34 protein-coding genes are annotated in these 22025 nt (G+C 42.3%); all 34 read right to left on the reverse strand.

The genetic code is table 11. The annotated features are described in order from the left end of the window. Window positions 1–172 precede the first annotated feature (172 nt). Complete coding sequence (locus gpAD87_RS31880) at window positions 173–343, reverse strand: YHYH domain-containing protein (RefSeq protein WP_094030628.1); 171 nt, start codon at window positions 341–343, stop codon at window positions 173–175. Between the two features lie 103 nt (window positions 344–446). Beyond that, window positions 447–1226 (reverse strand): Cof-type HAD-IIB family hydrolase, encoded by a 780-nt coding sequence (locus gpAD87_RS18170; protein ID WP_064639633.1) that lies wholly within the window; start codon window positions 1224–1226, stop codon window positions 447–449. A 287-nt stretch (window positions 1227–1513) separates the two neighbouring features. Continuing rightward, on the reverse strand, window positions 1514–3049 hold the full coding sequence (locus tag gpAD87_RS18175) for a PH domain-containing protein (RefSeq protein ID WP_064639635.1): 1536 nt from the start codon (window positions 3047–3049) through the stop codon (window positions 1514–1516). Next, window positions 3046–3543, reverse strand: a complete 498-nt coding sequence (locus gpAD87_RS18180; RefSeq protein WP_064639637.1) for a PH domain-containing protein — start codon at window positions 3541–3543, stop codon at window positions 3046–3048. Before gpAD87_RS18180 ends, gpAD87_RS18175 begins: the two co-directional genes overlap by 4 nt. A 104-nt stretch (window positions 3544–3647) precedes the next feature. After that, window positions 3648–4214 (reverse strand): GNAT family N-acetyltransferase, encoded by a 567-nt coding sequence (locus tag gpAD87_RS18185; protein ID WP_064639640.1) that lies wholly within the window; start codon window positions 4212–4214, stop codon window positions 3648–3650. A 298-nt stretch (window positions 4215–4512) separates the two neighbouring features. Further along, window positions 4513–4935 carry a hypothetical protein gene (locus tag gpAD87_RS18190; protein WP_157258487.1) on the reverse strand — a complete coding sequence of 141 codons (423 nt, stop codon included), beginning with the start codon at window positions 4933–4935 and terminating at the stop codon, window positions 4513–4515. Window positions 4936–5137: 202 nt separating this feature from the next. Then, window positions 5138–5914, reverse strand: coding sequence for a hypothetical protein (locus gpAD87_RS18195; RefSeq protein WP_064639644.1), 777 nt, complete (start codon window positions 5912–5914; stop codon window positions 5138–5140). A gap of 109 nt (window positions 5915–6023) precedes the next feature. Next, complete coding sequence (locus gpAD87_RS32205; protein WP_162842428.1) at window positions 6024–6179, reverse strand: hypothetical protein; 156 nt, start codon at window positions 6177–6179, stop codon at window positions 6024–6026. 223 nt (window positions 6180–6402) lie between these two features. Next, window positions 6403–6735, reverse strand: coding sequence for an HIT domain-containing protein (locus gpAD87_RS18200; RefSeq protein WP_064639646.1), 333 nt, complete (start codon window positions 6733–6735; stop codon window positions 6403–6405). Between the two features lie 20 nt (window positions 6736–6755). Then, on the reverse strand, window positions 6756–7205 hold the full coding sequence (locus gpAD87_RS18205) for an NUDIX hydrolase (protein WP_064639648.1): 450 nt from the start codon (window positions 7203–7205) through the stop codon (window positions 6756–6758). A 45-nt stretch (window positions 7206–7250) separates the two neighbouring features. Next, window positions 7251–7847 carry an HD domain-containing protein gene (locus tag gpAD87_RS18210; protein ID WP_064639650.1) on the reverse strand — a complete coding sequence of 199 codons (597 nt, stop codon included), beginning with the start codon at window positions 7845–7847 and terminating at the stop codon, window positions 7251–7253. Between the two features lie 36 nt (window positions 7848–7883). Beyond that, a complete protein-coding gene (locus gpAD87_RS18215) occupies window positions 7884–8735 on the reverse strand; it encodes a GNAT family N-acetyltransferase (RefSeq protein ID WP_064639652.1) in 852 nt (283 codons plus the stop codon). Next, the gene (locus gpAD87_RS18220; protein WP_064641003.1) at window positions 8732–9532 is read right to left on the reverse strand and encodes an inositol monophosphatase family protein; all 801 of its coding nucleotides are present in this window, start codon (window positions 9530–9532) and stop codon (window positions 8732–8734) included. Before gpAD87_RS18220 ends, gpAD87_RS18215 begins: the two co-directional genes overlap by 4 nt. Before the next feature lie 174 nt (window positions 9533–9706). After that, entirely contained in the window at window positions 9707–10705 is a 999-nt protein-coding gene (locus gpAD87_RS18225; protein WP_064639653.1) for a phosphotransferase, read from the reverse strand. Beyond that, entirely contained in the window at window positions 10689–11144 is a 456-nt protein-coding gene (locus gpAD87_RS18230; protein ID WP_064639655.1) for a GNAT family N-acetyltransferase, read from the reverse strand. Before gpAD87_RS18230 ends, gpAD87_RS18225 begins: the two co-directional genes overlap by 17 nt. Window positions 11145–11162: 18 nt before the next feature. Next, window positions 11163–11597: a cytidine deaminase gene (locus tag gpAD87_RS18235; RefSeq protein WP_064639657.1), complete on the reverse strand. Its 435-nt coding sequence runs from the start codon at window positions 11595–11597 to the stop codon at window positions 11163–11165. A 77-nt stretch (window positions 11598–11674) separates the two neighbouring features. After that, a complete protein-coding gene (locus gpAD87_RS18240; protein ID WP_064639659.1) occupies window positions 11675–12478 on the reverse strand; it encodes an aminoglycoside adenylyltransferase domain-containing protein in 804 nt (267 codons plus the stop codon). Window positions 12479–12504: 26 nt separating this feature from the next. Beyond that, the gene (locus tag gpAD87_RS18245) at window positions 12505–13398 is read right to left on the reverse strand and encodes a PhzF family phenazine biosynthesis protein (RefSeq protein WP_064639661.1); all 894 of its coding nucleotides are present in this window, start codon (window positions 13396–13398) and stop codon (window positions 12505–12507) included. Window positions 13399–13416: 18 nt separating this feature from the next. Beyond that, the gene (locus tag gpAD87_RS18250) at window positions 13417–14055 is read right to left on the reverse strand and encodes a Type 1 glutamine amidotransferase-like domain-containing protein (RefSeq protein ID WP_064639663.1); all 639 of its coding nucleotides are present in this window, start codon (window positions 14053–14055) and stop codon (window positions 13417–13419) included. Then, window positions 14030–14611: a GNAT family N-acetyltransferase gene (locus gpAD87_RS18255; protein WP_064639665.1), complete on the reverse strand. Its 582-nt coding sequence runs from the start codon at window positions 14609–14611 to the stop codon at window positions 14030–14032. The genes gpAD87_RS18250 and gpAD87_RS18255 overlap by 26 nt, the downstream gene beginning before the upstream one ends. 45 nt (window positions 14612–14656) lie before the next feature. Then, window positions 14657–15034 carry a hypothetical protein gene (locus gpAD87_RS18260; protein WP_082935165.1) on the reverse strand — a complete coding sequence of 126 codons (378 nt, stop codon included), beginning with the start codon at window positions 15032–15034 and terminating at the stop codon, window positions 14657–14659. After that, a complete protein-coding gene (locus tag gpAD87_RS18265; RefSeq protein WP_064639667.1) occupies window positions 15031–15543 on the reverse strand; it encodes a nucleoside deaminase in 513 nt (170 codons plus the stop codon). The genes gpAD87_RS18260 and gpAD87_RS18265 overlap by 4 nt, the downstream gene beginning before the upstream one ends. A 37-nt stretch (window positions 15544–15580) precedes the next feature. Then, on the reverse strand, window positions 15581–16147 hold the full coding sequence (locus gpAD87_RS18270; RefSeq protein WP_064639669.1) for a histidine phosphatase family protein: 567 nt from the start codon (window positions 16145–16147) through the stop codon (window positions 15581–15583). A 379-nt stretch (window positions 16148–16526) separates the two neighbouring features. Continuing rightward, the gene (locus gpAD87_RS18280) at window positions 16527–17375 is read right to left on the reverse strand and encodes an adenylyl-sulfate kinase (protein ID WP_064639673.1); all 849 of its coding nucleotides are present in this window, start codon (window positions 17373–17375) and stop codon (window positions 16527–16529) included. A 38-nt stretch (window positions 17376–17413) separates the two neighbouring features. After that, on the reverse strand, window positions 17414–17938 hold the full coding sequence (locus gpAD87_RS18285) for a hypothetical protein (RefSeq protein WP_064639676.1): 525 nt from the start codon (window positions 17936–17938) through the stop codon (window positions 17414–17416). Continuing rightward, on the reverse strand, window positions 17935–18612 hold the full coding sequence (locus tag gpAD87_RS18290) for an HAD family hydrolase (protein ID WP_064639678.1): 678 nt from the start codon (window positions 18610–18612) through the stop codon (window positions 17935–17937). Before gpAD87_RS18290 ends, gpAD87_RS18285 begins: the two co-directional genes overlap by 4 nt. Window positions 18613–18661: 49 nt before the next feature. Then, on the reverse strand, window positions 18662–18796 hold the full coding sequence (locus gpAD87_RS32820) for a hypothetical protein (protein ID WP_269453517.1): 135 nt from the start codon (window positions 18794–18796) through the stop codon (window positions 18662–18664). Window positions 18797–18853: 57 nt separating this feature from the next. Continuing rightward, window positions 18854–19189, reverse strand: a complete 336-nt coding sequence (locus tag gpAD87_RS18295) for a hypothetical protein (RefSeq protein ID WP_064639681.1) — start codon at window positions 19187–19189, stop codon at window positions 18854–18856. Next, window positions 19179–19589 carry a hypothetical protein gene (locus gpAD87_RS18300; protein WP_064639683.1) on the reverse strand — a complete coding sequence of 137 codons (411 nt, stop codon included), beginning with the start codon at window positions 19587–19589 and terminating at the stop codon, window positions 19179–19181. Before gpAD87_RS18300 ends, gpAD87_RS18295 begins: the two co-directional genes overlap by 11 nt. 47 nt (window positions 19590–19636) lie before the next feature. Then, on the reverse strand, window positions 19637–19993 hold the full coding sequence (locus tag gpAD87_RS18305) for an immunity protein Imm33 domain-containing protein (RefSeq protein WP_231952623.1): 357 nt from the start codon (window positions 19991–19993) through the stop codon (window positions 19637–19639). Between the two features lie 32 nt (window positions 19994–20025). Beyond that, a complete protein-coding gene (locus gpAD87_RS18310; RefSeq protein ID WP_064639687.1) occupies window positions 20026–20427 on the reverse strand; it encodes a hypothetical protein in 402 nt (133 codons plus the stop codon). A gap of 15 nt (window positions 20428–20442) precedes the next feature. Then, entirely contained in the window at window positions 20443–20853 is a 411-nt protein-coding gene (locus gpAD87_RS18315; RefSeq protein WP_064639689.1) for a hypothetical protein, read from the reverse strand. Then, window positions 20850–21296, reverse strand: a complete 447-nt coding sequence (locus gpAD87_RS18320; protein ID WP_064639691.1) for a LytTR family DNA-binding domain-containing protein — start codon at window positions 21294–21296, stop codon at window positions 20850–20852. Before gpAD87_RS18320 ends, gpAD87_RS18315 begins: the two co-directional genes overlap by 4 nt. Before the next feature lie 187 nt (window positions 21297–21483). Further along, window positions 21484–21993, reverse strand: coding sequence for a hypothetical protein (locus gpAD87_RS18325; protein WP_064639693.1), 510 nt, complete (start codon window positions 21991–21993; stop codon window positions 21484–21486). Window positions 21994–22025: the final 32 nt, after the last annotated feature.

The raw sequence follows: 22025 nt of genomic DNA on the forward strand, positions 1-22025 counted from the left end.
TGAGTGTGACCGTCATAATAATTACACAAATGATCCCAATAAACCCCATAATACTACTCACCTCTAACGTAATGTTTATTGTATTCTGTTAGCTGCGACTACCATGAATTATAAACATGCAAACCCAACCATAGATTAGACCAGGGCTGGGTTTAGCTTGTAAAACTCAATTTCATTTCTTCTTTTTGTGATAATGGTAGCCTGTGCAAAGGCCCTTTTGTTTGGATTTCGCGGAACAATTATGTCCACCATTTTTGTCCAGTCTACCTGGATGGGCATAAGCTGAAGAAGATACACCAATAAGTACGACAAAAGACAAGATTACAATGACAACCTTTTTCATAAGTCACCCTTCGATCACACCCTATGCTTTAGGGCTTAATTCATCCTCCATCATTCTACATGAAAACCCATAATTAGGATATCCTTATTACTCCAAAATTTGCTTATTCTATGATTTTAAACTTCCTCAACGCATGTGTGATGCCATCCTCACTTGCTCGCAGCGTGACATAGTCGGCACTTTGTTTGACGCGTTCTCCTCCGTTTCCCATCGCAATGCCAAGACCCACGTACTCTAGCAAATCAATATCATTTTCACCATCGCCAAAAGCCATTGCTTCCTCTTTCGATATTTTCAGGTGGGCGAGCACTTTTCCTGCCGCTATCGATTTGGATACTTCGTTCTCTTCCAGTACGTTAGACACGTAAGGATGAAACCTCACGAATTTTAATGCAGGGAATCTGGATTGGAATTTCTCCACTTCGTCTTGATCGGCATATAAACAAATGCAATACACTTCCTGTTCCAAAGAACTGGTGCTCAAGGGGTACTCCATCAGACCAAGCGTATCTCTCAATGCATCGATGACACGCACATCCCTTGTACATAAACCATTCATCTCAAATGACTCTGTAAAATAAGAAATACTGCTGCCGTTCAGCTCGGCAAATTCACTGAATTCTCTTACCACTCGTTCAGAAAGCACCGACTTATGTATCACTTCTTCACCGCTCTTGATCAATGCCCCGTTAGCCGAAATCATGGTATCAATCCCGAGTTTTCTGAAATCTCCGCATAAATTGTACGGTCTGCCAGTGACCAGCACGACCTGTATGCCCCTATGCACCAATTTTCGAATGGAATCCTCTGTACTTGGAGAGAGACTTCGGTCCTTCTCACTGAGTAACGTACCGTCCACGTCCATAAATACGATTTTAATCATAGGAACACCTCCTAAGTTATATCAATTGAACTAAAGCATATTTACACCTGCCACTCCGATGACAGAACAACCTTCCGATCGCTGTTATCCCAAGATTTTTTTGATTTCTATTTTCAAAGGGAAAAATCCGGGGATAAAGGCGAACGCTTCGCTTCTTCAGGTTATTTCTGACCTCTCCGTTCTCGTGTAAATGTTTAGTTCAATTGATATAGAAATTAAAAATCAAACTTCCATACAAAGGGCAAGTGTACAGTTAACTTAGTAGTCTTCCTGCACTTGCCTTTACATTAACGGGTCTGGACGTTCTGGCTCCGCTCCATGTACCACAGCTGAAACGCCTCTACCGCTTCAAGCGGTATATCGTTTAGCGTATGATGCAGAACAGGTTTGGCACGATTCACGGTTTGAATCGAAGCAACTCCAAACCAACGTTGCAGTAGATTCCGGGTGATCTGTACCTCAATGACTTTCTCTCGCTTGGAGATGTATAGTGTCGAGGTTAATGCACCCGTTCGCAATTGGATAAAGTTCTCATTCAGGATGTATCGTGTATGGAGAAAATCAGTTATTCTGCATATGCCAATCCACAGTAACAGAATAGCGGAAATCATCCACCATGCCTGATTCTGTCCCAGAATCGGCGGTTTGAAATAAAACAGTAACCCTGTTGCAATGATCCATACCCAGCTTGGTGTCAGCATGCGTAACCATAATGATTTGCGTGGAAGCTTCTGCATCTCCTGCGTAACCTGATAAGATGGCAAAATCTCCGAAATCATATCGTATGCTTGCTTCACAGGCAAAAAAGGATAGAGCGAGTTAACTTCCTGTTCGGATTCTCCCACACCACCTGCTGTCGTTAGTTCCACTTCTGCCAAGCCTAGCAGTCTTTTCATCGGAGACTGTGTGATTTTCACCGCCTGTACTCGTTCTTTCAGGATTGAAAATGCGGTCTGTTCCAACATACCCTTCGTAATGTAGATACGTTTGCGATCAGAGGAGATTTGGAAATCGCCATACTTCACAAAGGTTCTGACAATACCTAGCATAATAGTAACAGCAATAAGTCCTGTGATGATCAATGCGGTAATCCACCAGGTATCCAGCCATGTCAACAGGATGCTCTCCGTTACTTTTTCATCGGGAAAGAAATCTTTCACCGACGAATAGAGCGATCCCAGAATCGGAATAAGTACCAGAAAGCTGAGCGAGGTAAACGAAGCTTTGAATATATCTTTTCGAGTGGACTTGTAATGGACAATCCGTTCAAGCTCTTCTTTTACAGGTAGTTGAATATCTTCTTCCAGTGTTACGTGTTCAAGTGGTGTCACGTGTTCTTCATTTGGTTCTACAGCATCACTGACGACATTCGCTTCCGATATATGCCCTGCTACAACCTTTTCAAGCCTATCCGATTCCGTAAGTGAAACGACTTGCAACTGAAAAGTAGCATCTTCTCCCTTGATACCCGTCTCAAAACGAATGGATGTGACTCGGAACAAACGATGAAACAGCGACGTATGCCGGTTTACGTTCTGAATTTTGGTATAGGGTATCGTTCTTCTTGTGCGATTAAATACCCCACTGTAGATCTGAAAAGCCTTATCATCAGCGGTATAACGGAGCGTAAACCAACTCCAGATGATGCTTATCACACTAAACGCGATAGCCACATAGAAGACGATTCTGCCATACATAATCCACGTGGACGCCGAGCCATGACGGAGAATAAATAAAAAAACGATAAATGCAAAAGAATTTTTCACCAGTTTCCACAAACTCCAGAGCATGGCTAACGGGTGTTGTCTTTTCATCTCGTTCATTCATCCACCTCATTAATCCTTGCATAGGACGCAATCTGATTACGCAATTCAAGCGCCACTTCCTCTGGCAGCGCAGGGATCGTATGAGATGAACCCATCGTGCCAATCGATACAGAATATAGGCCATATTTTCTCAAAAGAGGACCTTGGTTCGTCGTGACGGATTGTACTTTGGCCATGGGAACGATCTGATGTACCTTTTTCAAAGCGCCGTGTTTCAATTGCAAGAACTCCTCATTCGCATCGTAATACCAATGCTTGTATAACAATGAAGGCCGGATAAAAACCTCCCACACCGCATACAGCACTGATATGGCAGTCACTCCCCACAGCAACCAACCAATCCACGCCCTCCATCCAAAGACGGAATCCAGAATCAGCAGTGCTGCAAGCACAATCAACCCTATTCCGTTCGATATAATCGCACTGATTCTCCATATGGTTATGGCATCCGGCGATAAACGTTGCTCGGGTGTACTCTGTATGTACTGCATATCTTCACTCCTTTTTCTTACTGTACGAAGAATAGTCCTCTATCGATGCAGAAAGATTGACTTAATAAAAGAGATGACCCCTGTTCAGTACAGGTCGTCATCTCTTAGTCATTTATTACAGCAAAATCCTTCACATTACATAACCACACCATATGGTCCGTGCCTTCACCCCAGTAGTTCTTTGCCACGGCATAGGGTTCTCCAAACTTCCGCTGCCATTTCTTCTGGGCTATCCGGTATCCACTATCCAGGCAAAATTGCGTAATCTCACGTCTCTGAAGTTCAGTAGCCAAGGCATGAATGAGAGCAGAGCCAATTCCCCGACCCTGAACCTCTGGCAGAACGTAGAGACTACCCAATTCCCCTACGTAGTTCAGTTGGTGGTCGGTGCATTCTTGAATCTCCTCGCCGCAAGGTCCATACGAAATAGTGCCTACGACGGTATCTTCCCTTTTGGCCAGCAAGAAGAAAACATTCGATTCCTGTTTGTTGTCAGGATGCAAAGCTAAGTAAAGCATCGCTTTTTTGTGTTCAATTTCATCGCGTATGTCTTCGTGCAGGGAACCCAGCCCTTCCTGTGTAAATGCATTCGTTATGGATGTCTCGAATACCCGACAGGCACCCTCCATATCCGATGCTGTTAAAGGTTGAATGGTAATCAGGTGACTCATATGACCGTCTCTCCGTTTCAATAGATATATAAATTAAACCAAAGAATATTTACACTTGCCACTCCGATGACAGAACAACCTTCCGATCGCTGTTATCCCCAGATTTTTTTTGATTCCTATTTTCAAAGGGGAAAATCCGGGGATAAAGGCGAAGCTGATGCTTCCGATGCAGCTTTCTTTCAGAAAGCTTTTAGCTTCGCTTCTTTAGGTTTTTTCTGTCCTCTCCGTTATCGTGTAAATTTTTTTGTTAAACCTATATAGTAAATTGACTTACCGATGTAATCAGTAGGCTTCTATGTTAATCCGTATGACTCTGGATCAGTTTCCTTATTTGGTTTGCATCCTCGATGGGTATGCTGTATCCTACGTGGGTATCCTCATGGTTAACCAGAAGGGCTGACTGCTTGGGATCTTTGCCTATGGAAAAATCATACTTCGTTAAGGACCCATCTGCATCTGTTAAGATCATCTTGTACTCCGCGCTATAATCAAGACTTCCCGATATACGCTCCGCTTTGTTTATAGCCTCGATTACGATTTCAATCTCAACAGGATCTTCAATTTTGACATCCTCGCACGCTTCAGTTATGAAGTTTGGGTTGCATGTTAATGTAATGAGCGAAGGTAGAGCTTCTTTCGGATTAGAATTAGTTCCAATTGGATGGTTGCACCCTGCAAGGAGCACCGCGAAGAGAACTAAGAGAATCCCTGCTTTTTTCATTAGCATATATACCTCCCGGCTCGACTAAACACATGGTACTCACTCTCTAAGCAATCATCTGTATCTAGCTCTAGATGCTTATGCTCGCATGCTGCAACTCGGTGTCCCATCCTTGGAGCAGGACTTTTAAACGCTGTGCAGTATCGGCCACGAAAGCACTTATCTTTACGTCCGTAATGAATTTGGGAACTATACCCGGTGTTCAACCCTGCACTCGCTCTGTTTGTATCCTCTCAAATAACTGCTCCAAATCCGTATGAAGATCCGGCTGTTCGTTAACGAGCAGGCTTATGTATTCCGACCCGCATTCATAGAAAACAAGACGATTAAACGGAGCTGAATCCCCCATACGATTGATTTCCAGTCCCAATTTCTCCCAAATTCGATTCTCCAGATAGCGCGCGTAACCTTCGTTCCATTCCAGCCAGTTGAAGTACTCACCTTGTTCTTCACTCAAAGAGCTGAACAGGGCCACTCTCGCCTCTTTCACTTGCAAGAGATCCTTACTCTTCAAGGCTGATAGCAACAAAGTGATCCGCTGGACAACCGTCTCATTGTCATAAGGAAACTCATAATCTAGTTCCCATGTTACACGTTTGATTTGCTCCATCTTACGTTTGATCTCAAGACGGTCACCAATGTCGGTATACTGCTCATAAACGTAACAATGGACAAACTCATGAAAGAGGTAGATTTTCTGCTCAAAATTTTGGAACGCCGCATCCGTCACCACTGCGCACATCCGCCCACCCATATGATGCACCGGGAACGCTGCAAGGCACTCATCGGGAATGTTCAGGTCATCCGGTACGGTTTTTACCCATTCATATTGCTGCGTCTTGGACGAATAATCATAGATATATAATAAAGTTTCAAATGCCACAACCACGGGATAATAGTCTGCGAATAAAGGATGTATACTGACCAAATCTTTTTGAAGCTCCTGCAATTCGTTGATTTGCTCTAAAAAAGTATCCATGTCATTTACCCTCTCTTTAGTTGAATGATGAGTTAATCATATCAATAGAACAACAATAAAACACTGAGAGAAAAATGATAATTCTATTGTTGAGTGAGATTTCTACAGCTTAGAACCGTTCTCCTCGTTTCTCATATAGATAAATGTCCAACGCCTGAATCCCGAGTTTAGCAAGTTTGATAAATAAAATGAGGGCATATACACCCAAACCGAATAACACCAAGTTAAATAAAACTGCGAATGTTGAAATGAATGAAAAGCTCATCACAATTCCTCCTTTTTTATCAACGTACTGAATTCATAATTCATATGATCATCATGATTGATAAATAGTTCAATTTATTAATTCACCAAACTATTTTAGCATATTTTACCTCCATTTACTTTCTCCAATCAAATTCCTCATTCTTGATAGAGTGAATTCTAATCATTAAATTCAAAAAGTCTTCCCCGAACATCCGGCAGGAAGACTCTACTTAAGACTTATTTTATTGGATACGTTCACCGCTTACCACATGCCAGTGTTGATGCTTCGAATCCTGGAAAGTGCCCAGGTTAGTTACGATTTTGGAAGAACCCGTCTGGACAACCATGTCCGCAGCAACCTTTTTGATAACGCGCATGATCTCCAGTAATAGTTCATCATTATTAGCTTCTTCCTGTGAAATGAACGATTGGATATGGATCTTTGGAATAACAACAATATGATGCTTGTAGTATGGTCGGGTATGATGATAAGCCAGCACCTTGTCTGTTTCCATGACGATATTTACTTTGGTATTACCACTAAGCACTTCATCACAATAAAAATCCTGTGTCATATACGATCCCCTTTCACTACTTAGTTAATATATCCCGCTTTTTTCAGCACATATTCCGTGAACGGGTTAATCTCTGGGATGGGTATACTCAGATCAAAAAAACGCAGTTCCAGTCCTTCATCATCCATGACGGTTGGTTCGCCCTGAATTTCAGTAGCTTCATAGACTGCCATGACATTATACACTTCATCTCCATGCGGATACTTGTAATACATGTCCTGACCTGAGAAAACGGTAATGAGTTTATATGCACCCGCTCTCAGTCCGGCTTCCTCATATAATTCACGGGCAGCAGCTTCCTCCAAAGATTCTCCCGGTTCCAATGATCCGCCAAGGGTTCCCCAATCCAGGCTATCTGTACGTCTTTGCAACAACAGATGGCGCTGCTCATTGAAGACCAACACACATGAACCAGCCATGATTAGAGGGCGTGAACCCACCAGCTTTCTCAACTCCATGATATATCCCATAAAGATTTTCCCCCGTCTGTAATCAGATAAATTCAGCAATGTGCTCTAAGACTTGGATTTAGTCAAGATTCCCTTGTCTACGGAATTTTGGATAATCTGCTGTGCGTACGTCCACAATGTTTCGGAACCGTTCTCAATCTCCCGATTTCTATTTAACACCTGCTCACTTGTAATATTGTATTTCTGCCACGTATCTCCCTCATTCTGATGATTGTGGATCAACGGCTGCAACCGATCCATCGACGAGGCAAACTGCGCTTCGTTGGTCTCCTTTGCCTCAAACTCCAGCCATAGGTTCAACAGTTCTTCGGCTTGTTCCTCAGGTAAAATCCCAAATAGTCGATGCGCAGCCTTGATCTCTCGGTCATATTTATCCGCATGCCCTACCGTATCGTAGGCAAACGTATCTCCGGCATCGATCTCAACGAGGTCATGAACAAGAAGCATCTTAATGACTTTGAGAATATCCACCTCCTTGTTGGAGTGACTCTGCAAAATCAAGGCCATCATCGCCAGATGCCAGGAATGCTCCGCATCATTTTCAAGTCTGTCGCCATGGATGATTCTCGTTTTTCGTTCAATCGTTTTCAGTTTATCAACCTCAATTAGAAATTGAATCTGCTCCTGTAATGATTCGTTCATCAGTTCATTCTCCTTCCAGTACTTTTTCCAAATCCATCAAGAGAGATTGTACCAGTAAACTCTGTAATTAAAGTTCAGTGACATACCCACACCCTCAGCCAATCGGATTGAACCCGCATTATCTGGGGAACAGTCCCAGTAAGGATGAATACCTTTAATCCTGCATTCTTCTACAAATGCTCGCGCTACCCGTGCACCGTAATTCCTTCTCTTGTAGGCTTCGATAGTTTCAATATCAATTGCTTGCCACTGATCTGATATAAACGCCGAAAAGCAAACACTCGCGATATCCTCTCCGTGTATTGCAATGTATCCGAAGCCATGTTCCAAGAACTCATCCATGTTATCCCAAAAGCGTGAGACTTTGTCCTTCAGAAAAGATAGATTGTTGAACTTCCCAGCTTTCAGTAATGCCTCGTCTAATTCAAGAAGCCTGACCACCTCATTCTGAGAAGCATACCCTTCATGACTACCCGGATGACGTAGATGTTCAGTCATTCCTTGGTCTGAATCCAATGTGAATACATGCTGAATATCGCTATAGAGCTCTTTATTCACGGCCATATGATGAAGCACATCTTCCCAGCTTTCATCCGCCACACCTACCTCGACTGTGTGGATATTTAATCTTAATAACTCAGGTTCTATGTGTTCTTTCATGAAATCTTCCAATTCATTCAGGAAGGGTTCACTTCGAGCGTCTCCGACCAACTGAAAACCGTTTTGTCCCTTCACCCAAATTAACGCTGCTGTGATATTTGCTGCATCATCAACGTAGATTCGGCCAGGATTCAACCCAGATACCACGGCCTTCACCTCAATATTTCTGTATAAGTCCGTGAAGTGCCTCAACTTACAGAATTCATGCTTATTAAGCTCGCTAATCATGAGTTCATTCCCTCCCGAACGACACTCAGGAAATACTCACGTTGATCCGGATGGCAGGCAATCAGATATGGCTCTGAATTCATGCCTTCAAAGGGAATCCCTTCAAAATCCATAACAATGGCACCTGCTTCTTTCGCCATTAATATGCCTGAATACAAATCGTCTCCTTCCGAATTGTAGAGCACAATGCCGTCAATATCCCCCTTAGCTAACATGCACCACTGTAAGGTTGGAGCCCATAATCGCATCATTCGTTTGAAGCAAACATCCAGATGTTGACGTAGCTGTACAGCCTTCTCCTCATTTTGCACCTGATGTCCCTGAATCCATCCAATGGTCCCTTTATGAATATGCTCTTTCTTTTGGACTTTCATGGGGTTCTGATTACAACTCGCCCCATTCCCACGTGATGCCACAAACAAACGATCCACCAGAGGTTCGTAAATAACTCCGAGGACGGGTTCTAAACGATACAATAATGTAATGGAAACGGAAAATATCGGTAGGCCAATGGCAAAGTTGTTTGTTCCGTCTAACGGATCAATCATCCACAGCCAGTCACTCTTCTGTCCGTTATGGCCCCTCTCTTCACTATGGATCTCATGATCGGGAAAACTTATGCTAAGTTCATCACATATCATCCGCTCTGTTTCATGATCTACTTCAGTAACTATGTCGCCAAAGATGCCCTTCTCCTCTGCACAGGTGATCTGATCAAAATGATCTTTGGCAACTTTTCCGGCTCTTCCAATGACTCTCTCGGCAATCGCTTGGGCTAAACGAATGGTTTGTTCGATGAATATCACTCCGTTCGGTTACTTGATCTGTATTTTCGCATTCTGGACAAAGCTCTTTTGGCATTCGTCTGTACATCGGGTGATCTGCTAGAGCATATGTTTTTCATTCTTATTGGGTATAAGTTGATCCCTAAGGATATCCTCAGTCTCTGACTCATAGTAATCGTTATTGAATCAGACCAAGTATCTATGAAACAATTCTTGAATTTTTAAATCATGCTTATGTAGCCAGTTTATATTCCGCTCAAATTGATTAAGCATAAAGTTAAAGTTTTGCTCAATCGTCACTCCCGCATAATGCTGACCAATATAAAAATGAAGCACCGCTATAAAATAGATTTGGGTAAGTAACGGTAAGTAATTGATTTCCAGAGTGGAGTGTTTACGTTCAGTTGAATACCCTTGAAGAAAAGCCTCAATCATATCCAATGCACCTTCGGATTCCTGAATCATATGATTGAAGCTAATCGCCAATTCCATGAACGCAACATCCATCCCCATAAAATCAAAATCCAGTACGCCTATGATCTCATCGTCAAGAGAGAGCAAATTATATATCAACAAATCATGATGAACGAGTTGACTCGGCAGCACTTCCAAAGAAAGGTTGGATGTCTCCACATCAGTAATCATCCTTTGGTAAAAAGAGTACATTTCATCTGATAATTCAAGAGGTGTATTTTCAAAAAAAGTCTTAATTGACTGACGATTAGCTAAAGGATGAATATCATATATTTTGCTAAATGATATCCCATGATAGCCGTCTTTTTTGGTTTGAAGCTTACTCATCTCAGAAGAGAACGTTCCCACCAATCTACCAAAATGTTTAGCTTTTTTCAGATCAGACAAAGGAGGTATAGAGCCCTCTATAAAATTAGTAATAGCTGCAAGAGACCCATCGTTTAAAACGACGAAATTCTCTCCAGATAAAGTATGAAGAAAGACAGGTACCTGAAACGATAAATGTCTGCCATCAAGAAATGTCGTCACTTGAGTTTCGAGCTCAATACTATCGATCGTTTTCATGTACTTATTATAGATTCGAACGATATACTTCTGCCTATTCATTTCAAGGACTTGGGTTGTATTGGTCAGTCCAAATGGGACGGCTTTCAAGACATACTTCGCTTCACAGAAATAATGTTGAAGAACTTCATCAAATTTGATGTTCATAGATCCGAGTCTCTTCATCATCGAGCAAATATCCTTTACCGATATACGCCCAGTTATTTTTTTCATAATAGTCCGTCAAATCCGTACATAAATACAGCTTGTCGTAACCCTTCGTCTTCACCTCATTGATCGCATGATTCTGTAGTTGCCCACCAAGGTTCTTGCCTCGGTATTCTGGATCAACATGAAGGCACGCAAACCACGGGAACAGATCCTGGCGGCTATTCAAATCACTCCTTAACAGAGCATATCCTCCAACAATCCTGTCCCCATCCAACAGTACATAAAATCGGGGTACATCACTCTCGGTTTCCACGGAACGCTCAATGCAATCCCGGTAAAAATGATAACTTGATTCCGAGCCCCACTGCTTCCAAAAGTATTGTACAGCTGTCTGCAGCATGTCCGGCTTTTGCCGAATATCAACTATCTCAAACATCACAGTCTACCTTCCTTATTATGTTCTTGTATATTTTTGTGGTAATAGCTGCCCAATCGTTGTTTTAGAATAACCCTCTTCTCCCTGCAAGATGACCTGTGTGTCCTTCCCATAATCACTAATCAGTTCTCTGCAAATACCGCAAGGAGATACCACATCTAACTGGATTTCCGCTCCGTTCGGTGCATCATTAGGATCAACTTCGGGATGTCTTACGGCCACGATCGTTTCGAATTCATGTTCCCCTTCCGAAATGGCTTTACCTATAGCAATCGCTTCCGCGCATACTGAGACACGACCGATATAGGCTTCCAGATGTACCGCCGTAAATATTTTTCCAGATCGAGTTCGTACTGCTGCCCCAACGTGATGCTTGCCCTCCTGATACAAACGCAAAATTACGTTCTTTGCTGCTTCAATCAGTTCCAGATCCTCTGTCGTTATAGTCATCATGATGTCTCCTTTATTAATAGATCCTTTATTGTGCGGTATCGCACCTACCCTTTAAGCTTTGCTTTGCTTTGTTCTACTCAACCTTGTCCTTCATCGCTTTCCACGTCATGCTCCAAACCAGACTCCGCCAAACCTTTTATTTCATCCAACATGTACTTCGCATAATCCAGAAGTAAATCATCACTTAGATTCACGCTTTCCAGCTCTCCGTTATATTTTGCTAGACATTGTGAGATGACTTCTTTGTACTTCGGTAAAATATGAATGAGTGCCCACTCGCCTGCTTCTCGCTTGGAGTATATAACCGACTCTTTCACATACAATAGAACCCGTGATAGGTTCAAAACATAGTAGACAGGATTCTCCGTTATTTCTTCCATAGCTGAACCAACGTCAGATGTAATAGAGGCCAACATATATTCACGTTTTATGGGCTGGAATAACTCCTTAATCGGTTTGCCGACAAGCACAATTCCACGGTCAACAATAACGGCCAGGTGTGCTACCAGATCTGGATCTTCGTATCCACCGCAAAGATATTGATTATCAGTTCTATACTTTTCCCGGTGATACGCGGAGTAATGAAATTCAAATGGAGTAGGAAACGTCAGTTTAGCAACCGTAGACTCCAAAACAATACTAAGTTCAAATCCTGTGACAATGTGCATTTCATCTTCGGTGTGCATCAATCTCTTCGCAATCCTTCGATAGGTATCAGCAGACAGCTGCTCCCGGCATACCACCAGAATATCGATATCGCTTTGATTGGGATGGAAGCACCCCATAGCCATGGACCCGTGCAAATAAATTCCTACCAGGGAATCCGAACATTCTTCTTGTAACAAATGAGAAACTGTATGTAGTACCGCCTGTTCATCCACCTAAATCCACTCCTTTATTTACGTTGTTACGCATCCAACTCCACTTTCATTGCCTCCACAAAAACAGCCGTTCCTCGTATTCTGACATCCATGTCCTGTCCATTTCTGACCACACTGACATGAACTTTCCCATCTCTGCCAATCTCGTGTCCTTGTTCCACAACAAAATGAGTCTTATCCAACTCAGGATTTAGATACTCCATATAATAGGCACCCATCACACCGGATGCTGTTCCCGTAACCGGATCTTCCGTAGTACCCGAAAAAGGCGAGGAAAAATGTCTGGCATGCATTAGCGCATCTGAATCGCGGGTTTCCAAAGCAAATGGATGCAGAGAAGCTTTCGGATTTTCATCTAATATCTCAGGAAATAGAGAAGAATCCGGTTTCATTTGTTGGAAAGAAGTCAGTTTGCGAATCGGTATCAACAAAGTCCAGGTGCCTGTACTTCCATAAACTATAGGTGTGGATAGATCAGTATCATCCGTGGTTAGATTAATGGATTTTGCCAGCTTCTCTATGTCACCTTGGAATGGCATGAAACGGGGTTGATCCTGCTTCATCTCAATGTTGATCGTATCGCCATCCTGCTGGAACTGAATCGGCAATATGCCTACATTAGTCTCAATAGTGATCGACTGTTTATCCTCCAGTAGCCCTCTAGTCTTTAACCCATACATGGATGCCATTGTTGCATGGCCACACAGATTAATCTCATGACCCGGTGTGAAATATCGTAATCTAACGTCTGCAACTACTGAACTCATCACGAAGACCGTTTCATTAAAGCCGACTTTATGCGCAATCTGCTGCATCGCTTCTTCACTGAGGGAATCGGCATGAAAGACGACTCCAGCCGGATTTCCTTTACCAGGAACTGTCGAAAAAGCATCATAATGATATACAGTGATTACACTCATTAGAGACCCACCTTTTTTTCAATTTATACGCCGTGCATCGCCATATGACTCTACCACTTCACCATCAATAACAATCCCGCTACCATCTTTGCAAGCATAGATTGTTGTAGAGTTGGCACGCGCGTAATCTCTTAATGATTCCAGAGCTTCTTCCGTTCCATCCCAATGTGGCGAAAATTCAAAATCAACGAGCGCCAAAGCCTGCTTGTCCATTAATCCAACATGGTTCTCGTCTGCATCTTTACCATATCCGGCCACTTCAATCGTTGGTGTAGTTAGAATACTGCCTGCGCTAACCCCAATCAGAATGCCACCTTTAAGCACATAGGAACGCAACAATCCCATTGTATTTCTCTTCTGCAATAAACTTAGAAAATAAAATGTATTACCTCCAGATAAATGAATCGCGTCAGTTTCAAATATGGTATTAATTCTGTTTTCCTCGTATTCTAGATCGAGATCATAATAATCAATCGTTTCGATTCCCAGTTGATTATAGTAACGTCTCGTATGCTCGAAATATTTCCTTCCCGGGTCGGAACACGAAGGCACATAACCGATGGAAGGCTGGTCAGAGTTGAACAAGCTCAAAATTTTCTGATTTAGTTCGTGGTTAGATTCGAAATATAAATCACTTAACAAGACCAACTTGGTCATCTGAATTTCTCCCTCTTTGTTCACTAAATTCTTTTTCTAAAATGGAGAAGAAATATTGATCCGTCCATTGATTGTTCCACCAAAGTTCTTGCTTGAACACGGCTTCCCGTGTCATACCCACATGCTGCATCAGCGCAGCCGATCGGACATTCTGAGCATTGCACATACCTATCACTTTATGGGCGTGTAGCCCGTTGAATGCAAATTCTAATATAAGATTCGTAGCCTCACTCCCGTAGCCCTTCCCTACATAATTCGGAAGCAGCGCGAATCCGAGTTCCCAGCTTTTTCTATAATCCACATAGCTCCACATTTGGATAAGACCAATTGGTTCACCTTCTGGATCTTCCAAGCGACGAATAATGAAATCATAGGCATACGGTTTTTCATCCGTAGCGAAAAAATGACTACGATATTTATCGCGAACTTTCTCCGTATCCGTTTCAACGGTCTCCTCGAAACTCCATATACTCGCATCACATTCAAGTTTGCTTATAAAGTCGAGGTCCTGTTCTGTGACAGGTGTTATTCTTATCTTCTGTCCCGCGAACTCCATTTCAAATTCTCTCCTTTGTTTGTCTAAGCAGTCGTTCCCCTAGGACTATTGCATCTGCCCATTAATATATCTTCTATGACTTGAAGATGCGTCCTGAGCCCACAATTCCAACTCGATTCTACTAACCAAAAATTGATCTTGAACCTTGATGAAAGGAAACATTGTTCCTTCAAAGAAACCCGATGCCGAGAAACTTCCTTGTTCGGCCTTAATAATGTCCATCACCTGTTCTTTAGTCATACTCAGATACTCCGCCGTTTCTTGGATCGTCATTAATGTTTTGTTATTGTTCGGCACAGTCTGCTCCACTGCCTGAGTCGATTCACTAGCTCTCCCCTGATTGGATAGCAGTAGGCAACCAACTATGAACGATATTCCCAGAATAACACTGGCTAGTAAAATAGAGATCGGAATGGATTTCATTGTTTGGGAGTCTCCCACTCTGTATTAAGCAATCCTCTACCAATATTCCATTGGGCAAGCAATGCCCGCTGTCTATTTTCCAAATCAAGATATGGCGCTGCAACACAGGATAGTGTGTCGAACAGATGGATAAAATGAGGGCCCTCCTTAAAACGTCTAAGCCCGCCATAACCTTCATCATCCGCTGCCCATACAATCTTCTTAATTCCCGACATTAATATAGTGCCTGAACACATGGGACAAGGTTCACAGGTGGAGTAGAGGGTCAGGTCATTCTTCGTGTATCGCTTCTTACTTACATCCAGCAAATGTTGCCCTGCCTGACGGATAGCATCGACTTCAGCGTGTGCGGTGGGATCACATTCAGAGAAGACTCGGTTTCTTCCTTTACTCACGACATCCCCATCCGCATCCACAATTATCGCTCCAATCGGATATGTTCCTTCTATTAGCGCCTGATCTGCCTCTTTCAGAGCCAAAACTAAATATTCATAGTCCGATAATCTCACGAAAAATCCCCCTTAGTGTAGATATTGACCTTCTATATTACAGATCTCTAATCGTGTAATGACCCGCTTCACCTAGAAAGTCAGTTCTGGTTAACCCCTGCTCTCCAAGAAAAGCTCTATAACTCGTTATCGTACCATCATGCGAAATGATAAAAGTACTCCCGCTCTGCTCTCTGCACCATTGAATTAGCTGTCCAGCATAAGCCTCAAATACACGTTCTTCAGTTCGATTAATCCCATCCAACCAGCAATCAAGTTCAAAATCAAGAATTCGCAACCCCGTATACTGAGCATTTAATTCGTCTTTCGAATAGATCTGATCACAGCGCAGAACGGGGAACTCCGGGTTTTGAGGGAACATTCTCGGGCCAACGAGTGGACAGACTGTCAGTTTATCGCTTGATGTTAAGAGGAATGCCGTTTCTATCGTTCGTTTCGTAGGACTCACCAAAACGATGTCTTCCGGTAAGAATTTAATCTGCTTTCGCAATGCAGTTGCCTGCCTCTTTCCTTGTTCAGTAAGTCCCGGATGCAACTGGTTTAGCTGATGAGGATAATGAAGCAAATGTTCAGCATGACCATGACGAATAAATGTGAGATCCACAAGCTCCTCCTATTTCTAAACGTAATGCTTAAGGGTATCTATGTCACGCTGACTACTCCAGATCCTTTTTCAAGAACACCGGATAAATCTCCATACCTTTTGAATGTATCCAGGTTTACTTTGCCGACCAGCCAGAGGATAATCCCTCCATAAATCCATTAACAAACGATGGAATAAAAAGTACAATCAACAAAGTTAAACTCCCTATCCCCCATCTGATCCATGGTTTGCGTTTGCTCCTTACACCTACGATGAACAATATAGCGGTAATGAAGATTAGTGTTGCCTCAAGAAATAACATGAAAATAAACCTCCGTTATGTATTGTATTGCCGTGCTAAGAAATCTTGTACTTGTACTTGTACTTGTACTTTAGTATCTCAAAGTGAAACTTTCAGGATCTTATCCAGTTCCTCCTGGCAAGCAGCGCGGTTATATTCCGAATTGTCCAGCCAGTGTTTGTCCATCTTCAGTAACTGATAAATCTCGGTCTCCAACTCTTTTCTTGCCTGAAGAACCTTCACCGTGCCTTCAACACCATGATATCCTTTCGCGAGTCCCCATCCTTGATTTGTGTAGTATTGTATGAATCCATCTGACCATTCCTTGGGTCTTTCCTGGATTGCCTTGTCAAAGGTATGTGCAAGATCCTGCTGATGTACATAAATTAATAGCGGATTTAATGGTTGAACGATGCGCTCCAATTCCAAAACATATTGCACGTTTTCTTCTCTGGATTGATTGTATTTCACCATACCTATGGTCAATGGATTTTGAATGAAACAACATTCGAATATGGTGATGGAATCATCATCCGTACTTATCACGCTTTCGGTAAAACTCCGCCATTTTTCGGTGATCAGCTTCACATTTTGTTCAAAAGGCAGTTCATAAATATCTTTGCTAAATATCTCCTGCACCACATGATCGGGGAAATCCACTCCAAATTCCTCTTTCATTTTGCGATAAGGAATCAGGAAACCATCCTGATAGGCTGTTGCTCTGCTCTCCAATATATGTTTACACGTCTCGTGAGCATCCACCAAAGACCTGAACTCTTCCGCATAATAAAAGGCCACACCATCATAATCAGCAGGATGATCCAGATTCCCTTCCTGGATGAGTCTCACCTTTTTGCCTTGCTCAATCAGAATCTCGGATACCATCTTGGCAATCGTCGACTTTCCTGCACCCGGTAATCCCTCAATAAGTATCAATTGTTTTGTCATGATTTCATCACCCTTAACTTCATTTCATTCAGTTGTTGTTAATCGATGTCTGCAAAAATCCACTTCGCAGCATCGCCATCCGCTTTCTTTTTCCAAAACACCATGCTAGAGCTGGCCTCCTCCTCGTTCTCTCTTAATTCAGTAACCATCACAAGTGCTTCATAAAGCTTCTTTTGCTCTCGAATATTGATATCACTCATAGAGATGATCTTGCGAACTTTAAAACCTGAAAATCCTGAGACTGGCATTCCTGAGACTGGCGATTGTGGATCAAAAAGGCTCATATAACCCTTCTCATCCTCTTCCCACATATAACGCATGCGATCGTTCATCAGTTTGACGATTTCCAGTTCATCACCTGTGTACTTCGTTTCATCAAGGTAAATAGGAGGGATGCCTTTGTCTTTTTTGGGTGCTTCTGCTTCATCGTCCTTCTGCTCGAGTGCTTCATCAGTAACGCTTTCCGTCACAGGAATCGTTGGTTTCTGTACTTCATGGGTTGTTTTATCCTGACAGGCGATTAAGAAAAGAAATAATAACGACAACACGGTTAACTTTTTCATATCCAAGCCTCCAACATATGCACAACTTCGCCAAGATCTTTGCACTCATAATCCGGTGTAATCTGTTGCGGTTTGAGTTTTCCTTTTCGATTCAACCAGATAGCCTTAATTCCCGCATTTTGCGCTCCTTGTACATCACTGACCAGAGAATCCCCTATATGGATCACCTCATCGCGCTGCAAACCATACCTGTTGATCGCTTCATCAAACATCTCTGACCTTGGTTTATAAGAACGAACATCCTCACTGGTAATCACTCCGGCCACTTCAATGTTATGTGCCTTCATTGCAGCTTTCACGTCATCAGTGTCGATATTGGACAGGATATATACCGGAACTTCAAGAGAATGAAGAAAGGGAACTGAATCAGCAAATATGCCAGGGTTACGCCAATGTGCCAACTGTTCCTGATTAAGCGACTCAGCTTGTAGCTCCGATTTGAAATGGAGAAGCGTTTCTGCCAGAGATTGCACATTCAGCATTCTTTGCGTGGTGAACTGGCTGCCATGGCTTGCATAAAACAACGTTGAAAAAGCCTTCCACCAATATGCACCAATCTCATCCATCGTACAATCAACCTGCGCAGATGCTTGGACCTTTTTATAAATCACTGGAAGAATATCATCATCTTCATGAACAACTGTCCCATAAAAATCAAGAAAAATGGCTTTCATTCTATCCCTCCCACTGGAATGCGCTAATCCGAAAAACTTCCTATGTATGTTAAATTTTCTCTGTAGGTACATCATAACCCATAATGTGGAATTTGCGAATGAACCAAATAACGTAATCTGCCCCTTCCTTACGGATTCTGCTCAACACAAAAACCACGCTGCTCTGCATGTTTGCATCATACAAAAGCGTGGTATGTCGATAATCCCTTTCCAACTTCCAACATCATAGAACAGAAACCAACTATCTTTTAAAGAACATGTTCATTACACCAATGGCTTTAATGTTGATCTCATTACCCTCAGCATCCATAAAAGTCTCAGTATACGTAGTAAAGATTCCCACATGCTGTATATGTCCGCTTCTGAAATTAAGACTTCTTTCCTGGCCATTCGTGATCTGTGTATACGTCGTTTCATTGATGTCGTAGGAGACATGTATACCATACTCGCTTTCCAGCCATGTATAAAAATCGGTTCTGGTTGGATTGGTAATAATCATAATGACAACTAAAATGACAAGACTCATAACTAGTATTTTACGGATCAAGTTCGGTTCATAACTAAATCTATTCTTCATCTTTTTCATTCCGTATCTTTGTTATCATTTCAAGCTTTTTAGCCAATACCCAGCCACTTAATCCATATGATGATGTAATGACAAAGTACAGATATTCCCTCTCGAGCAACTTGGTTTCCAGTTCTTCATCAGTTTCATACATGATAGGCCAGCCCTGACCTTTCCCTTTCTCCAACAAATCGCGATTGTAACTAATAAAATATTCCAAACCAACGTCGTCAATATCGAAGATAATGCTGCCTTGCAACGGAGTATCAAATGAATGTGCCAATACATCCGAGAAAAGGATATCCGTATCACCATGCAATTCAGGATGATGCGAACGTGTACGCATCCTAATCTTCTCATTCTCCAAATCGACTTCGTAACTTAATATGATGTTATCATGCACACTTGCCATTTTATGACCCCTTTCAAAGTTCCATTTCAACTCATTGGTTGCTCTGCTTATGACCTGTTAAGCAACTGCTCGTCAAACCATACATCCTCATAATCTTCTGCAATCACAAACCTCCATCCCGGCGCAAGTCCGAGATACTTCTTAATTTTCGGGTCCCAGTCATCGATGTGTGTTACATGTAAAGGTACAAAAAAATCATCTGCATCAGAGTACTTTTCTGCCCAAATATACCATCCGGTTGTATCTCCCTCGGGCTGAATACGCATTCCGTCGATCCGTTCCACCTTCTCTTTGACGTTCCAGGCGATTCCAATCTTTTGGTGCAGTTCGCTGGTTACATATTCGGCGCTATATTTCTGGCACATCTGCATCTGTTCCTGGATGGAAGCAGCATTTGTCATCATTGATCATCTCATTTCTCACATGTTGGATATAGCTAAGGTACTTCATAATATTTTTTATAGGTAGAGACCCATTCCTCTTTGGAAAAATCAATAAAATCATATAACTCACACTGTCTAAGATAGTTCAACTGCTCTCCCGCTGAGTCCTTGAGATTCTGCTCCAGATAAGTCACTGTCTTCTCATAACCGGCACCACACAGAAGCTGCACATCAATATAACTGCCCGTATCCTGATTCTTGCGTTTTGCCTGCCAGATCAGCCCAGTGTCCTCTACATTGCCGATGCAGAATAACAAAATACATAAGGTTTTGAGATACTCATGATCTACTGCTTCTTGATTCTCAATCTCTTGCTGCAACAACTCTCTGATTTGCTGCCTATGTTTGGTATCTGGATCTAAACCATACAACTCCAAAACCTTTTCTTCGTTCATTTCAGTACCCCTTGCTTACTTCAGAATATTATTTAATTCTTCCGCTTTTTTCCTGCTATCTATTCTAGCATAGAAATAGAAACCAATAATGTGCAGTACGATGGATAGGACCCACATTCCAGGGAACCAGGGAGCAATCAATAGGAACATGTCTGTAGAAAATAACCATACGATCGCCATTCCTCCTGCAATATTAAATGTGGAAGAAATGACGATATTCCACACCGGTTTCATCGTAAAGTAGTTCCAAAGTGCATTGTACATTACGCCAAACAGTATAGCGGCAATAGCTGAAATCCCGGCAATATTCCATAGGTAACCCATTTCAAAGGACTGACTTTTAGAGAATAGTGTCAATAACAAGGTGACCCACAACGAAGTTACTGTAAAAACCTGAAAAAATGAATGCTTCAACTGACTAATCATGATAATTTCCCCCTAAAGTTTTTAATATAGAATCGGCTAACAAAGTAACTGGAACCATCGTTCAGATCAACCTGAATCCTGGCGTGGTCTGTTGATGAAAATTCCCTAATACAACGTGTGTTGATGATCGTTTGATTGTTAATTTTCACAAAATGGGATGATCCCAAATCCTGTTCCACAAACTTCAGACGTTTGTTGAGCAAATACCTTTCGCCTGTGATGACACGTACACAGCACAACCGATCCTCTGATTCAATCGCGACCACCGAACTCAACTCGATTTGCACATTGCGATTGTTCTTGGCATTGATGACAACAAGTTTTGTTTCCGATTGGCAGATCGCTTCTTGGATACTGTCCCAATGGGACTTCTCATCAGGATGGGTTATGACCTTGGCCATGCTTTTTTCCATTAACAGTTCCTCTTCAAAAATGACTTTCATTTGCTGTTCCTCCTCTCACAACTCATATTACAAGCAAAGCCACGACAAACCCACAGTATTGCGTTTTGTTGCATGAAATTGCAGGTTTGTTACATCGGTACTGATTTTTCAGCGTATAGACACGATAAAAAGGACTACTCATTCAAGAGTAGCCCTCCGTGTCTCTCTTTCAGACTGTCATCTGAAATCAGGTTACCGAACTGTTCTCCAGATACATCTCCTGATTTTGCCGAATTATTTCATTCATGTGTAAAATAGCTTCCTGAGCCGCGGCTCGATATTTAACGTATAGTTCTTCCGTTCTTTGCAGCAGGTTCGGGTCTTGCTCCAAATCCGTGGGCAGAACCTCACGCCACGAGTCTCCATCTTTATTTTTATCTGTAATCAAACGCTCAATGTCGTCCAGGAGAGTTACCATTTCATCTTGGTTAAAATAGCGCATCCCGTTTTTAATTCCATTCCAGCTCTTCATGTCGATAATGTTGTACGCCGAAAACCAATAAAACTCCGCCAAACTCTTCGTATGGTTATGATAGGAATAGAACAAAAATATCGCTTGTTGTCCTTCATGTAATTGCCGATATACCTCTACCTTTGCTGCAACATCTTTACCACGAACGGAGATCAACATCGGTTGGACGCACAGCCAGCTAAGCTGCTCAGAACCCAAATCTTCTGGTTTGACTTTAACTTTCAATAACATGCTCCTCTCTACTTGCGATGATTGTA

This window comes from Paenibacillus sp. AD87 (genome assembly GCF_001659845.1).
In the GTDB taxonomy this organism is placed as follows: Bacteria; Bacillota; Bacilli; order Paenibacillales; family Paenibacillaceae; genus Paenibacillus; species Paenibacillus marchantiae.

Coding starts and splice junctions, on each gene's coding strand:
- gpAD87_RS18215 (WP_064639652.1), bottom strand. CDS start 8,735: ATGATTAGCGAGCTTAATAAGCATGAATTCTGTAAGTTGAGGCACTTC.
- gpAD87_RS18235 (WP_064639657.1), bottom strand. CDS start 11,597: ATGATGACTATAACGACAGAGGATCTGGAACTGATTGAAGCAGCAAAG.
- gpAD87_RS18170 (WP_064639633.1), bottom strand. CDS start 1,226: ATGATTAAAATCGTATTTATGGACGTGGACGGTACGTTACTCAGTGAG.
- gpAD87_RS31880 (WP_094030628.1), bottom strand. CDS start 343: ATGAAAAAGGTTGTCATTGTAATCTTGTCTTTTGTCGTACTTATTGGT.
- gpAD87_RS18260 (WP_082935165.1), bottom strand. CDS start 15,034: ATGAAATCCATTCCGATCTCTATTTTACTAGCCAGTGTTATTCTGGGA.
- gpAD87_RS18280 (WP_064639673.1), bottom strand. CDS start 17,375: ATGACAAAACAATTGATACTTATTGAGGGATTACCGGGTGCAGGAAAG.
- gpAD87_RS18285 (WP_064639676.1), bottom strand. CDS start 17,938: ATGAAAAAGTTAACCGTGTTGTCGTTATTATTTCTTTTCTTAATCGCC.
- gpAD87_RS32205 (WP_162842428.1), bottom strand. CDS start 6,179: ATGAGCTTTTCATTCATTTCAACATTCGCAGTTTTATTTAACTTGGTG.
- gpAD87_RS18175 (WP_064639635.1), bottom strand. CDS start 3,049: ATGAACGAGATGAAAAGACAACACCCGTTAGCCATGCTCTGGAGTTTG.
- gpAD87_RS18180 (WP_064639637.1), bottom strand. CDS start 3,543: ATGCAGTACATACAGAGTACACCCGAGCAACGTTTATCGCCGGATGCC.
- gpAD87_RS18305 (WP_231952623.1), bottom strand. CDS start 19,993: ATGATGACAAATGCTGCTTCCATCCAGGAACAGATGCAGATGTGCCAG.
- gpAD87_RS18320 (WP_064639691.1), bottom strand. CDS start 21,296: ATGAAAGTCATTTTTGAAGAGGAACTGTTAATGGAAAAAAGCATGGCC.
- gpAD87_RS18225 (WP_064639653.1), bottom strand. CDS start 10,705: ATGAACATCAAATTTGATGAAGTTCTTCAACATTATTTCTGTGAAGCG.
- gpAD87_RS18210 (WP_064639650.1), bottom strand. CDS start 7,847: ATGAACGAATCATTACAGGAGCAGATTCAATTTCTAATTGAGGTTGAT.
- gpAD87_RS18290 (WP_064639678.1), bottom strand. CDS start 18,612: ATGAAAGCCATTTTTCTTGATTTTTATGGGACAGTTGTTCATGAAGAT.
- gpAD87_RS18250 (WP_064639663.1), bottom strand. CDS start 14,055: ATGACCAAGTTGGTCTTGTTAAGTGATTTATATTTCGAATCTAACCAC.
- gpAD87_RS18185 (WP_064639640.1), bottom strand. CDS start 4,214: ATGAGTCACCTGATTACCATTCAACCTTTAACAGCATCGGATATGGAG.
- gpAD87_RS18295 (WP_064639681.1), bottom strand. CDS start 19,189: ATGAAGAATAGATTTAGTTATGAACCGAACTTGATCCGTAAAATACTA.
- gpAD87_RS18245 (WP_064639661.1), bottom strand. CDS start 13,398: ATGAGTGTAATCACTGTATATCATTATGATGCTTTTTCGACAGTTCCT.
- gpAD87_RS18190 (WP_157258487.1), bottom strand. CDS start 4,935: ATGAAAAAAGCAGGGATTCTCTTAGTTCTCTTCGCGGTGCTCCTTGCA.
- gpAD87_RS18300 (WP_064639683.1), bottom strand. CDS start 19,589: ATGGCAAGTGTGCATGATAACATCATATTAAGTTACGAAGTCGATTTG.
- gpAD87_RS18195 (WP_064639644.1), bottom strand. CDS start 5,914: ATGGATACTTTTTTAGAGCAAATCAACGAATTGCAGGAGCTTCAAAAA.
- gpAD87_RS18310 (WP_064639687.1), bottom strand. CDS start 20,427: ATGAACGAAGAAAAGGTTTTGGAGTTGTATGGTTTAGATCCAGATACC.
- gpAD87_RS18200 (WP_064639646.1), bottom strand. CDS start 6,735: ATGACACAGGATTTTTATTGTGATGAAGTGCTTAGTGGTAATACCAAA.
- gpAD87_RS18255 (WP_064639665.1), bottom strand. CDS start 14,611: ATGGAGTTCGCGGGACAGAAGATAAGAATAACACCTGTCACAGAACAG.
- gpAD87_RS18230 (WP_064639655.1), bottom strand. CDS start 11,144: ATGTTTGAGATAGTTGATATTCGGCAAAAGCCGGACATGCTGCAGACA.
- gpAD87_RS18205 (WP_064639648.1), bottom strand. CDS start 7,205: ATGGGATATATCATGGAGTTGAGAAAGCTGGTGGGTTCACGCCCTCTA.
- gpAD87_RS18315 (WP_064639689.1), bottom strand. CDS start 20,853: ATGATTAGTCAGTTGAAGCATTCATTTTTTCAGGTTTTTACAGTAACT.